We start from the raw sequence: 13,638 nt of genomic DNA, 5'->3' as shown, positions 1-13,638 counted from the left end.
CTATTGAATGTCTGAATGATTCAAAAGTTGGGGGTTGAAGCAGGTGACAGCGTCTCGTTTGCCTTTTTCATTAACAAAAGAACATAATTTTTACGAAGAACTGGGCAACTGGATTGGTGATGTGTTTTATGACATTTTGCCAGAAAAGGGCTTTGATCTTCGAGATGAACAAATATTCATGGCTTTTCAGTTAGAAAGAGCTTTTAAAGAAAAAAGTGTGATGTTTGCCGAAGCTGGGGTAGGCACAGGCAAAACAATCGTTTATCTTTTATTTGCGGTCACATATGCAAGGTATACAGGGAAACCTGCGATCATTGCATGTGCAGATGAAACGTTAATTGAACAGCTCGTCAAACAAGAAGGTGATATCTATAAAATTGCCAATCACCTTGATATTCAAATAGATGCGAGATTAAGTAAATCGCATGATCAATATTTATGCTTAAAGAAACTAGAGAAAACGATGCAACGTGAAGATGATGAGAAGTGGCTCGACATTTATGAATCGCTTCCTTCATTTGTTCATGAATCTCATGGGATGCAGACATTTTATCCGTATGGTGATCGAAAAGAGTATCCAGAATTAACAAATGATGAGTGGTCAAGAATTGGCTATGACTCTTTTCAGGACTGCTTAACGTGCGACATGCGGCACCGCTGTGGCTTGAATTTATCAAGAGACCATTACCGAAAAGCAACAGACCTCATCATTTGTTCTCATGACTTTTACATGGAGCATGTATGGACAAAGGAGTCACGTATACGTGAAGGACAGCTGCCGCTCCTTCCTGAGCATAGCTCCGTTGTATTTGATGAAGGACATCTTCTTGAATTTGCAGCACAAAAAGCGCTAACATACCGAGTGAAACAATCAACACTTGAGACGTTCTTGGAGCGTCTTTTGCAAAATGACATTCGTGAAGAGTTTGCAGAGCTTGTTGAAGATGCACTTGCAACAAACGATCAGTTCTTTTACCTCTTAAAAACGAATGCCAAAGAAATCAAAGGATCACACCGTCTTGAAATTGGTCGTGTAGATGAGGTAAAGCGTTCAGCAAGTGAATTATGTGATTTGCTTGAGAAGATTGGAGAAGCGCTCGTATTTGAATCAGAGATGTACACAATTGATCAATACGAATTGTCTGTTGTGGAAGAGTACATTGAACAGATGGCGTATTCTCTGTCGCTTTATCAGAAAAATGCCATTAGCTGGCTTGAGAAACAGGAATTAGATACTACATTTGTCGTCATGCCAAAAACGGTAGCAGAAGTTCTCGGTGAAAAGGTATTTTCGCAAAAAATTCCTTATATTTTCTCATCTGCTACGTTGTCTGAAAACCAATCATTTGATTATTTAGCTGAAAGCCTTGGGATCAAAGATTATTTATCCATGAGTGTGGCTTCGCCGTATGATTATGAGGAGCAAATGCAAATGTATTTCCACGGAATTCAGCAGCCAATGACAGAGTCAGATGTAAAAGGTCAGCACGTGCTATCTCAGGTAAAAGAAAATGGCGGTCGATCTCTTATTTTATTCCCTTCATTTGATGAACTGCATGTATTTAGAAAGCAGCTCGATGCATCAAATGAACCACTGCCTTTCCATGTGTATTTTGAAGGAGACGAGGAGATCAGTACCATTGTTCAAAAGTTCCAAGCAGATGAAACATCTGTGTTATGTTCCGTTCACCTGTGGGAAGGGCTGGATATTCCAGGACATTCTTTAACAAATGTGGTCATTTGGGGACTTCCATATCCACCGCATGACCCAGTATTTGAAGCAAAACGGAATGAAGCGAAAGATGCATTTACTGAAGTGGACCTTCCGTACATGCTGCTTCGTCTAAGGCAGGGCATTGGGAGACTGATTCGGACAAGCCAAGATGCTGGCAGCATTCATATTTACTTCGGCAGTCAGAAAGATATTGAGCTACAAAGTAAAATTGAATCCGTTCTTCCAGTAAAGCCAGTGATCTCTTAATGATAGAAAACCATTCAATAAGAGGAGGATACGATCAGCGTATCCTCCTTTTTCATTGACAAAAGAACATTTATTGAAGTAGCCTTGAAACGTACATACATATTTTATTGATTGGGGGAACGAACGCATGAGTCTTGAACCAAAAGAGAAAGCGTTTTATCAATTACTAGGAAAAATCGCCCATTATACAGAGGCGCTTCATTTACTTTATTGGGACTCTCGAACACAAGCGCCTAAAAAAAGTGCTGATTTCAGAGCAGAAACCATCGGTCAATTATCCAGCGATATCTTTAATATGAAGACTTCTGATGAAATGAGAGATCTTCTTGATGCATTAAATAAAGAGAAAGAAAAGCTGTCAAAAGACACGCAGAAGGCACTCGAATTATCGCAAAAAGAATATGATGAAAACAGCAAAATTCCAAAAGAAGAATTTAAAGAATACTCCATTCTACAATCAAAAGCAGAACATGTTTGGGTAGAAGCAAGGGAGAAATCAGATTTTTCACTCTTTGCACCCTATTTAAAACAGCTGATTGATTTTAACAAGCGTTTCATTCAATACTGGGGCGTGAAAAAAACACCATATGATGTGCTGCTCAATAATTATGAGCCGGATATGACGGTTGAACAACTCGATCAAAAATTCGGTGCACTTCGAGACGCCATCGTTCCTCTCGTGAAAAAAATTGAAGCTTCGCCAAATAAACCGGATACTTCGTTTTTATCGAAAAGCTTCCCGATCGACAAACAAAAAGAGCTGAGTCTCTTTTTCTTAAAAGAGTTAGGGTATGACTTTGACGCAGGACGACTTGATACAACGGTTCATCCATTTGCTGTGACATTAAGCAGAGGGGATGTACGTGTGACGACGCGTTATGATGAGCACGATTTTCGCATGGCGATCTTTGGCACCATTCACGAATGCGGCCACGCCATTTATGAACAAAATATTGATGAGGCACTGAGCGGAACGCTCTTATGTGACGGCACATCAATGGGTATTCATGAATCACAGTCTCTTTTCTTTGAGAACTTTATCGGCAGACATGAAGATTTCTGGAAAACGTATTATCAAAAGCTGCAAGAGGCATCTCCTGAACAATTTAAAGATGTCACTTTAGAAGAATTTGTGCATGCGGTGAATGAATCGAAGCCGACTTACATTCGAATTGAAGCAGATGAACTCACGTATCCACTTCACATTATTATTCGCTATGAAATTGAAAAAGCCATTTTCAATGAAGAAGTAGCCGTTGAAGATCTGCCAGCGTTATGGAATGAAAAATATAAAGCATATCTTGGCATTACGCCGCCTAACGATGCGCTTGGTATTTTGCAGGATGTTCACTGGTCTGATGGTAGTTTTGGTTATTTCCCTTCATATGCACTTGGTTATATGTATGCGGCGCAATTAAAGCAGCAAATGATCAAAGATTTACCGAATTTTGATGAACTGATTCAAAATGGGTCTTTTGCACCGATAAAAGAATGGCTAACGGAACATGTCCACAAGCATGGAAAACGGAAAAAGCCATCTGAAATCATTCAAGACGCAACTGGTGAAGAATTAAATGTTCAATACTTAATTGATTATTTAACAGATAAGTACACGAAACTATATTTATCATAAATGAAAGGCACCCTTTAATCAAAAGGGTGCTTTTTTGCTGGTTGAATATTCTAAAAACGAACGTTTAAAGCTTAATGATTATTTAAGTTCGGTATTTTTCTAGAAAAGTGCTTTCCAAGCGTCTGAAATCTTGTTATAATTTGAACACTATGAAACACTCATATAATCGCGTGATGAAGGCACGCAAGTTTCTACCGGACACCGATACCGTCCGACTATGAGTGAGCAAAATGAAACAGCTTTTGTATGAGCTGAAGATCCCGTGGATCGTTTTCGCATTGCTTGCTCCTTAATGGACAGCAATGCTTTTTTTATGCAAAAAAATGAAAGTTGCTAATATGCTGGGAGGAAGAATGATGGAATTGTTACGTCAAAAGATCGAGAACGAAGGAATCGTTCTGTCAAATCAAGTGCTAAAGGTAGATGCTTTTTTAAATCATCAAATTGACCCTGTGTTAATGCATGAGATCGGTCAAGAGTTTGCTAGATTATTTAAGCATGATGGAATTACTAAAATTATCACAATCGAATCTTCTGGTATTGCACCTGCTGTCATGGCTGGACTTGCCCTTCATGTGCCAGTTGTTTTTGCCCGAAAGCGGCAATCACTGACTTTAACGGATAACCTTTTGACAGCAAGTGTGTATTCTTTTACCAAAAAAGTAGAAAGTACGATCGCTGTTTCTAACACGCACCTTAGTGAGGATGATTGTGTGTTAATCATCGACGACTTTTTAGCAAATGGAGAAGCCGCTAAGGGACTAGCTGCAATCGCAAAGCAAGCGAAAGCAAAAGTAGCTGGTTTTGGAATTGTTATCGAGAAATCATTCCAGCCTGGAAGAAAAGAGCTTGTGCAAATGGGCTATAGAGTCGAGTCACTCGCACGTATCGAATCGCTCGAGGAAGGAAAAGTCACGTTTGTACGCGAGGTACAATCATGAGTGCCGCTAAAAAAGCCAAAACCCTTTCGCTAGGGATACAGCATGTACTAGCGATGTATGCAGGTGCGGTTCTTGTCCCGCTCATTGTTGGAGATGCGCTTGGGCTCACGCCAGCCCAGCTGACGTACTTAATTTCGGCAGATATTTTCATGTGCGGTGCCGCCACACTGCTTCAAGTATGGAAAAACCGCTTTTTTGGCATCGGTTTGCCTGTTGTACTAGGCTGTACATTTACTGCGGTCTCTCCTATGATTGCGATTGGCTCTAAATATGGAATTTCGTCTATATATGGAAGTATTATCGCCGCAGGGTGTATTGTCATTGCTCTTTCATTTTTCTTTGGGAAGCTTGTGAAATTCTTCCCGCCCGTTGTCACAGGTTCCGTCGTCACGATCATTGGAATTACCTTAATTCCGGTCGCCATGAACAATATGGCAGGTGGTGAAGGAAGTGCAGACTATGGTTCTTTTGAGAATCTTGGACTTGCTTTTCTTGTATTGTTTATCATTGTTCTTCTTTATCGATTTACAAAGGGATTCATGAAAGCCATTGCCATCTTAATCGGCATTCTACTCGGAACAGCAGTTGCTGCTTTCTTAGGGAAGGTGGAGACGGCAGAAGTGGCGAATGCACAAGTTTTCCGCATCATTGAGCCTTTTTACTTTGGGTTGCCTACTTTTGAATTTGCACCAATCATGACAATGACATTAGTTGCCATTGTGTCATTAGTCGAATCAACGGGTGTATACTTTGCGCTCGGAGATTTAACGAATCGTTCATTAAAAGAGAAGGATTTAGCAAAGGGATATCGTGCAGAGGGAATTGCCGTCTTATTAGGCGGTATCTTCAACGCTTTTCCATACACAGCCTACTCCCAAAACGTTGGATTGATCCAGTTAACAGGTGTGAAGAAAAATCAGGTCATTGTGGTGACAGGGGTATTATTAATGGTATTTGGCCTTTTTCCTAAAATCGCGGCATTTACAACGATTATTCCAAAGTCCGTTCTAGGCGGTGCAATGGTCGCCATGTTTGGGATGGTCATTGCGTACGGGATTAAAATGCTCTCGCGCGTCGATTTTGCAAAACAAGAAAACTTGCTCATTGTCGCATGCTCAGTTGGCATCGGGCTAGGAGTAACGGTTGTACCGCAAATGTTTGAGCATTTGCCAGAATCGATTAAATTGTTAACAAGTAACGGAATTGTCGCCGGAAGCTTTACCGCTATTTTGCTTCATATTATTTATCACATGATTCCTTTTAAAAAAGAAACAGAGCAGGAGCTAATGGAAGAACCTAAGCAATCTGTTATGTAATCACTTCTCTTGGAGAGCTGAAAGCCCGCATCCTTTGGATACGGGCTTGTTGTGATTAGTGCTATTAATGTTGTACCGGCGGCATTGTTTCGTTAATGACTGCAAAAGTATAGCCCCTTGCTTTTAGTTGTGTAATCAGGTTATCTAAATAGTTCGTGGTAGAGGGTTGATCATGCATTAAAATAACTTTTGGTTCCCATGGTTTATTTTTCTCAAACATTTGCAGTTGATTCAATACCTCTGGAACATATTGTGAGTTTTTATATCTCCAGTCAAGGCTATCAATCGTCCAATCCCAGTAAATAAAGCCATTTTGGTTTAAACGTATTTTTTGATCATATGTTAAATTTGGAACACTGCCATAAGGTGTTCTCACAAGACGGGTGTAAACGCCTGTAACAGAAGCAAGAATGAGCTGAGCTTCTTTCATTTCATTTGCGGGAGACTCACTGTTCTGGTAAAAGCGGTTTATATCATGCGTCATGCCATGAAGCCCTAATTGATGTCCTTCTTGATAAAGTCTTTTCACAGCTGCTTGGTGAGCTTGGATTTGCGGTCCAAGCATGAAGAATGTCGCCTTCACTTGATGTGCTTTTAAGACATTTAACAGCTGATTTGATGTAGCAGAAGGGCCATCATCAAATGTTAAAAAGACCGTTTTATTCGTTGTCTGTTGGTTTGGATTGGTCCTAAATTGTTGATCCAATGTTCTTGTAGAATGATCTTTTGCTTTCAGACTGATACTTGTGTCTCGGAAGTCACTGCTAGTAACAATTTTTGCTTGCCCATTTGTCGCCTGCAAATGGGGTTTAGACATATCCCAGATAAAAACGAGAAACAGTGTAAGAAGCACTAAACCAATTATCTTCGAGAGAAATATCGTGTTGTAGGGTGTCTGTTTTTTGGACACCTTTTTCATGACAATCACTCCAATCAATTAAATTTTGTGCCGAATCATGAAGTAGATTCTGTCTTTTTTCACTGTTTTTCATGGTGTTCATATTGATTAAGTATACAGGAAAAAACCCCCTTTTCATATATAATCATCAAATAAATTAGCATTTTATGGTTATTTATTTGTGTTGATCAGAAAAAAAGGTGATCCATTCATGTTTAAATGAAAGGTGGGGTTTGTCTACGGTTCTTCTCATTTGAGAGGTGTTTTTTTGCATAAAGCTATGTTAAATAACTCTATTAATAATCGGTTGAAGGGATTTTTGTTCTTTAGATATAAAATAAGATGAGAGTGAATGGTTAAGAATCGTTTTGAATGACATCAACCAAGAAATAGATCTAAACGAATAGGATGATTGTTGAAATCTATCCGCTCTCTCCATATGGGACTTATGATAAAGTTGGTTTATTAACATTCTCCAAATGGGTGTTAATAAAAGGTGGGATAAGTAAATGTTAGGATTACCAAGAGGGGAAGTTTTTTTAGTGCCTTGGTCTATGGAGTGGAAAAACGAATATGAAAAAGAAAAGCGCCAGATAATAGCTGATATTGGTCCATACACAATCAATGTACACCATATTGGAAGTACAGCAGTAAAAGGTTTAAGCGCTAAGCCAATTATTGATATTGCAATTGAAATAGAACATTTTTTTGATGGTGAAAAATGTGTAATAGCGTTGGAAGCACTCGGTTACTCATATAAAGGAACAGACGTATTACCTGAAAGACACTACTTTAATAAAGGAGAACCACGAACACATCAAATCCATATGTACCAAAGACATAATAAGTATTTACTTGAACAGTTAAATTTCAGAGATTACTTGAGAAATAATGAGCAAGCTAGAAGTGAGTACCAACAGCTTAAACTTAAATTATCAAGATTACATGGAAATGACAAACACAAATACGCACATGAAAAAACTGCTTTTATTAAGTCAATCCTCGAAAAGATTTAGGTGAGGGTTTGCTCTTTAGATGTTCATAAGAGAGGTCATTCACAGAGGAACTCCCAATTAACGGAGTTCTTTTTTTTCATTAAATCACCATTATTTTTGAACATAAATTGCATAAAAAAAGCAGGTTCGCTTGGCTTGGAACGAACCTGTGAAGGAGGAAAACTACATCATGTTTTCACCTATATTATCCAATATTTATCAATTGTCGTCAAGACAAAAAGTTAGACGGAGGAAAATATTTTGACTGAATTGTGTCGTTTTGGCATGTATATCCTTTTTTTGATTGGGGATATTAACCGAAAAAAGAGGTGAAGCCGATGGCGTACATTCTTTCAGTTGGAACAAGTCTGCCAAAACATCATGTGGATCAGCAAGCAGCTGCTCAATTTGCAAGGTCTCAATTTAAACAATCGTTTAAAGATATTGATCGGCTATTAAAAGCTTTTAATAATGGCGAAATAGAGAGCAGGCAGTTTGTCCAGCCTATTGATTGGTATCAAGAACATCACTCTTTTGAAGAGAAAAATAATCTCTATGTCGAAAAAGCATTGGCTCATGCGAAGGAAGCCGTTTTTCACTGTCTGCATGAAACAGCGTTTCTTACAATGCCAGTTCCTTTTGATGAGATTGATGCTTTGTTTTTCATCTCCAGTACAGGGTTATCAACGCCAAGTCTTGATGCAAAGCTGATGAATGTTCTTTCATTTTCTCCTTATACGAAACGAGTGCCAATTTGGGGGTTAGGATGCGGGGGCGGGGCGGCAGGCTTATCCCGAGCTTATGAATACATCAGGGCGTATCCAGAAGCGAAAGTGCTCGTTGTTGCCTGCGAGCTTTGCAGCCTCACTTTTCAGCCGCAAGATCAATCAAAAAGCAATTTAATTGGAACCTCGCTGTTCGGTGACGGGACTGCGGCCGTTCTTTTAACTGGAGAAAAGGCTGCCTCTAAGTATACGCGGTTAAAAACAGTACCTAAAGTGCTTGGCACGCAGTCAGTGACCATGAAAGATTCTGAAGATGTGATGGGATGGGATTTTACCGCCGACGGATTTCGGGTCATCTTCTCACGTGACATTCCGTCCATCATTTCTGGGTGGTTAAAAGAGCAAGTGGATCAATTTTTACATCAGCTAGGGTTTTCAACAGAGGATGTATCCGTTTTTCTTGCTCACCCTGGAGGAAAAAAAGTGATTGATGCCTATCTTGAAAGCCTATCTTTACAAGAGCATCAGCTATTTTCTTCAAAAGAGGTTCTGAAACAGCATGGAAACATGTCTTCTGCCACCGTTTTATATGTCATGAAGCATTTTCTTGAACATCAGTCACTAGATGCAGGACAGGTGGGCCTTTGCGGAGCACTTGGTCCAGGCTTTTCGTCAGAATTATTGCTCATGAAATGGGAGGGGCTCTCGTGATGATTTTCTGGATAGTGATTGGCATTTTCATTTGTCAGCGCCTCATTGAAGTGCTTGTGGCGAAAAGAAATGAAAAGAAGGTGAAGGCGATCGGAGCAATTGAATTTGGTGCAAGCCATTATCCTTATATGGTCGCTATGCATGCAGCTTTTTTCCTCTCGCTTATTGGAGAGACATGGCTCCTGCATCGTCAACCGTCTCGTTTTTTCCTATTGCTGCTTGTGTTTCTGCTTGCGACCCAGGTGATTCGGTACTGGGCACTATGTTCACTTGGGACGTTTTGGAATACAAAAATCTTAGTCGTTCCAAATGCGATGATTGTGAAAAAGGGGCCGTATCGCTGGTTAAAGCATCCTAACTATGTGGTGGTGGCGATTGAACTGATGTTCATTCCGCTGCTATTTAACGCATTTATTACTGCTATTTTGTTTACGTGTTTAAATGGATGGATGATGATGGTCAGAATACAAACAGAAGAAAAAGCACTGAATCAGTATTTACTAAATTAATATTGAAAATCATTATCAATTGTGCTACACTTTCATTAATGATAAACATTCTCAATCATGAAGGATGGACGGTGATCACATGACAATGATTTTCTTACTCGGTACGGTCTGTGTATACAGCTTATTGATTGGCTTCGTATTAAAAGGTGTTTCAAAAAAATCTGCTTCCTGATTGCAGTCCATTGCGACTGATCGGGCAGCAGATTTTTTTATTTCCTCAGATCAGAAGAAAAATCTCTTTATTTTGTGTAAAATGGTACACATACATAACTGACTTTTCTAAAAACAAAGGGGTTTATCGTCATGAAAGACTTGTCTATTCGAGATTCGCTCGTTCAAACTACAGGTGCTTTATATCAAAGCCTTCTGAAAAGGGGTGATCACGAGCGCGCAGCCAAACTTGCATCTATTATGAAAAAGGAAGCTGAAGAAGAAGTGTATATCGCATTTACCGGCCACTATTCTGCTGGTAAGTCATCACTAGTGAATCATCTTCTTCATGATCACATCCTGCCCACAAGCCCAATTCCAACGAGTGCAAACTTGGTTGTTGTCAGAAAAGGGGTCAGTGAAGTTCAGCTCCATACGTCTGATGGACGTTTTGCAAAAATGAGCGGTTCTTATGATAAAGAAGCGGTGCAGCGTTTTTGTAAAGATGGGGAACAGATTGAGATGGTGGAAATTAGCGGTGATTATAGTGGACTTGAAGAAAAAGTGGCACTCATCGATACACCGGGAATTGATTCAACGGATCATGCGCACTTTTTATCCGCTGCTTCTATTCTTCATCAAGCGGATGCTCTTTTTTATGTCGTTCATTATAACCATGTCCATTCTGAAGAAAACATTCGCTTCATTCGCTCGATTAAAGAGAAAGTGCCTAATCTTTATTTCATCGTCAATCAAGTGGATCGGCATGATGAACAAGAGACAACTTTTGAAGACTACAAAAAACAAGTCGTTGAGATGCTTTTAAAAGAAGGCATTGAAGAAGAACATCTATATTTTACTTCTGTGACGGATGAGGCACACCCAAAAAACGAAATGATCCGTTTAGTGAAGAAACTACAAGAATTACAAACCATGCCTAAAGCATCGCTTCGAGCCTATACAGAGCAGAAAATTGAACATGTTTTAAAAGAACATATTGACTCGTTAAAAGAAGAACTGCATGAAGAGGACCTTGACGCGCAGCTTCAAGAAAAAAGGAATGAAGTGAAAGAACTAGAAGAGAAACGCCGATTTATTGAAAATGGTGCAAAGCAAGTAGAAGATGAAGTGTCTTCTGAAGTAGAGAACATCTTAAAAAATGCAAACCTCACGCCATTTAAGATGCGAGAGCTTGCAAGTGACTATATCGAATCGAAAGCACCTGGCTTTAAAGTGGGTTTACTTTTTGCCAAAAATAAAACCGAGCAGGAAAAGGAAAAGCGGGCAAGTGATTTCTTAGCAGATGTAAAAAAGAGAATGAAAGCGGAAGTTGACTGGCACATTGCCGAGTTCTTCAAAAAAGAAATAAAACAGCATCAGCTTGGGGAAGCGTTATTAGACAAAGCCATGGCATTTGAGACACCTATTGAAGAATCCCTGCTTGAAAAGGTCATTCACCAAGGGGCAACTTTTTCTAACGAATACGTTCTTCAATATGCAAAAGATGCTGGTGAAGCATTGAAAAGACAGGCAAAACAGCAAGCGCTTCAATTGATTGAACAGATGATTGAGACCTTGAAAGACCAGCTCAAGAATGAACAAGAGAAGCAAGAGGAAAAATGGAAACAAGCGAAACAAGAGCTTCAGAGGCTTGAGGGGTACAACGAAAAAAATGAAAAAATAAGACTAGATATTCAGCATTTATGGGATATTTGGCAAAACGGAACGGATGAGCATATCCCAGGCGACTGGTTTTATGCGAAAAAGCAATGGATGCAGCACGACCAGCTGGAGAAGAATCGCGCATCAATTCATGTTGAAGAGAGCGATCAAGCTACTGAACGGACAGAGCGTGATCAATACCGCCAATCGCAGCATTTAACAACAGCACAATCGATTGCACAATTTAAAGAGCTTTCCCGCATTTTATCGCCTTTAGATATTCTAAAGTCTCAAAGAGATTCCTTTGAAAAACGAACAGAACGGCTGCAAGCAAAAGAATTTACACTCGCTTTATTTGGCGCTTTTAGTTCTGGAAAATCTTCTTTTGCCAATGCGCTTGTTGGACGGAAGGTGTTACCATCATCTCCTACGCCAACAACTGCAACAATTAACAAACTGACACGACCTACGGAAGATCATCCTCATGAAAGTGTCAAAGTGGTGTTTAAAACCAAGCAGGACATTCTAGAGGAACTCGATCAGATTCTTGGATTTTCGATCACAACAGAAAAAGGAGATTCGTTTAAGGCAAAGCTGGAAAGAGTACTGAAAAAACGGCAGCTCGAACAGGATCACCGAATCATTGTAGAACATTTTCTACAAGCCTATGCCAAGTTTCATGATGACATTGACAACCAAACCAATTTACATGTCACACTTCAAGAATTAAAGCCTTATGTAGCGGAAGAATCTGTTTCTTGTGTGGTGAAGGAAGTGACGGTGTATTTAAGTACACCTCTGACAGATAAAGGGCTGACGATTGTCGATACACCAGGTGCAAGCAGTATGAATAAGCGTCATACAGAAATCGCCTTCCAGTATATGAAGGATGCAGACGCCCTTCTTTATTTAACGTATTATCAGCATTCTTTCTCAAAAGCTGATCGCTCATTTTTACGGAAGCTTGGACTCGTAAAAGATTCCTTTAGCATGGATAAAATGTTCTTTATCATCAATGCAGCTGATTTGGCTAAGGATCAAGCAGAGCTTGAAACCGTATTTGACTATGTACGAAGCGAGCTTACAAAAGAAGGCATCCGCAATCCCAACCTGCATCATGTGTCTAGTAAGGAAGAGATCGAGGGGAAAGAGCCGACATCTTATAATCAATATGCAACACTGAGAAAACAGCTCGACTATTTTATTGAGGAAGAATTAACGAAAGATGCCATTGAACTTTTGCATTTTGAAGCTAATACATTATGTACAACGGTCGATAGACTACGTGCGACCTTGCATCAATCAGAAGATGAGAAAGAAGCTGAAAAGAAAAACATCAAGACATCCTATGAAGCCATTCTCGAAAAAATGCAAGATGTGAAACGGTCTAAGCTAGTGACCGAAAGCGTAAAAAAAGACGTGCATGAACAGCTTTATCATATTGTACAGCGGCTTTCATTATTTGCGAATGATCTGTTAAAGTCGGCCTTTTATCCTGGCATATCTCAAGGGAATTTTGGTCAGCAGCTAAAAAAGGCACTTGAGAAAGCGTTAAAGGAGTATGAATTTGAATTTGTGCAGGAGCTCAAGGCGCTTGATATCCGAATGGAATCGTTTATCCACCATTATTTCCAGGAGGAGTGGGAAAAAGGGATGCAGGCTGCATGTGCGGAAGATCCTTACTTTTCTCTCAGCCTATCAGCCCCTGAGGAGAAAAACGCTGAGCTAAAACAAATTGAAGTCGAAGCAGAGATTGCACCATTTGAGCCGCTTTTAAAGAAACAAAAATCAGCGAAAGCCTTCTTTGAACAAAATGAAAAGGCTACGTTTATTGAAGCCATTCGAGATGTTCTACATCAAATGACAACACGTTGGGCAGATAACGAAAAAGAAGAGTTGCTGAGCAGATATGAAAAGCTAGTGAAGACCTATACGGAAAGGTACGAACAAGATGCTCTCCAACAGCTCAATGAGCAAAAACAGACATTTATGACGAGCCTTACAACAGATGCTGAAAAACAGGCGGTCATTGAACAAGTTTATGAACAAACAAATGAATGGAAGAACCAGTTGAAAACGATATGATTCATGATAGACTATATAAAAAAGAAAGCAGC

The 13,638-nt window shown here is 39.7% G+C and carries 10 protein-coding genes and 1 riboswitch; of the genes, 9 read left to right on the top strand and 1 reads right to left on the bottom strand.

Annotation, left to right across the window (positions count from 1 at the left end):
• The first annotated feature begins 43 nt into the window (after nt 1–43).
• From LCD32_RS09630 to pbuX, 4 genes are all read left to right on the top strand, one after another.
• Nucleotides 44–1,981 carry an ATP-dependent DNA helicase gene (locus LCD32_RS09630; RefSeq protein WP_224563680.1) on the top strand — a complete coding sequence of 646 codons (1,938 nt, stop codon included), beginning with the start codon at nt 44–46 and terminating at the stop codon, nt 1,979–1,981.
• Nucleotides 1,982–2,108: 127 nt separating this feature from the next.
• Nucleotides 2,109–3,614 (top strand): carboxypeptidase M32, encoded by a 1,506-nt coding sequence (locus LCD32_RS09625; protein WP_144610233.1) that lies wholly within the window; start codon nt 2,109–2,111, stop codon nt 3,612–3,614.
• Between the two features lie 138 nt (nt 3,615–3,752).
• A riboswitch (purine riboswitch) is annotated at nt 3,753–3,852 on the top strand.
• A gap of 118 nt (nt 3,853–3,970) precedes the next feature.
• Nucleotides 3,971–4,555, top strand: coding sequence for a xanthine phosphoribosyltransferase (gene xpt / locus LCD32_RS09620; RefSeq protein ID WP_008346333.1), 585 nt, complete (start codon nt 3,971–3,973; stop codon nt 4,553–4,555).
• Nucleotides 4,552–5,871, top strand: a complete 1,320-nt coding sequence (gene pbuX / locus LCD32_RS09615) for a xanthine permease PbuX (protein WP_007500846.1) — start codon at nt 4,552–4,554, stop codon at nt 5,869–5,871. The genes xpt and pbuX overlap by 4 nt, the downstream gene beginning before the upstream one ends.
• Before the next feature lie 64 nt (nt 5,872–5,935).
• Here the strand turns inward: pbuX and LCD32_RS09610 are convergent, their stop codons facing one another.
• Nucleotides 5,936–6,790, bottom strand: a complete 855-nt coding sequence (locus LCD32_RS09610; RefSeq protein ID WP_079919911.1) for a polysaccharide deacetylase family protein — start codon at nt 6,788–6,790, stop codon at nt 5,936–5,938.
• A gap of 488 nt (nt 6,791–7,278) precedes the next feature.
• On the opposite strand from LCD32_RS09610, the gene LCD32_RS09605 reads away from it, so the two are divergent.
• The 5 genes from LCD32_RS09605 to LCD32_RS09585 all read left to right on the top strand — a co-directional run bounded on the left by LCD32_RS09605 (nt 7,279) and on the right by LCD32_RS09585 (nt 13,606).
• On the top strand, nt 7,279–7,785 hold the full coding sequence (locus LCD32_RS09605; protein WP_017367478.1) for a GrpB family protein: 507 nt from the start codon (nt 7,279–7,281) through the stop codon (nt 7,783–7,785).
• Nucleotides 7,786–8,102: 317 nt separating this feature from the next.
• Nucleotides 8,103–9,200: a type III polyketide synthase gene (locus LCD32_RS09600; RefSeq protein ID WP_224563677.1), complete on the top strand. Its 1,098-nt coding sequence runs from the start codon at nt 8,103–8,105 to the stop codon at nt 9,198–9,200.
• Nucleotides 9,200–9,709, top strand: a complete 510-nt coding sequence (locus LCD32_RS09595) for an isoprenylcysteine carboxyl methyltransferase family protein (RefSeq protein WP_144610229.1) — start codon at nt 9,200–9,202, stop codon at nt 9,707–9,709. The genes LCD32_RS09600 and LCD32_RS09595 overlap by 1 nt, the downstream gene beginning before the upstream one ends.
• A 64-nt stretch (nt 9,710–9,773) precedes the next feature.
• Nucleotides 9,774–9,881: a Fur-regulated basic protein FbpC gene (gene fbpC / locus LCD32_RS09590; protein ID WP_306172627.1), complete on the top strand. Its 108-nt coding sequence runs from the start codon at nt 9,774–9,776 to the stop codon at nt 9,879–9,881.
• A gap of 131 nt (nt 9,882–10,012) precedes the next feature.
• Nucleotides 10,013–13,606, top strand: coding sequence for a dynamin family protein (locus LCD32_RS09585; protein WP_224563675.1), 3,594 nt, complete (start codon nt 10,013–10,015; stop codon nt 13,604–13,606).
• Nucleotides 13,607–13,638: the final 32 nt, after the last annotated feature.

It is taken from the genome of Bacillus sp. RSS_NA_20, from assembly GCF_020165915.1.
Classification (GTDB): Bacteria; Bacillota; Bacilli; order Bacillales; family Bacillaceae; genus Bacillus; species Bacillus altitudinis.
Note: the sequence above shows the minus strand (reverse complement) of the source record. Positions and strands in the feature narration are given on the sequence as shown.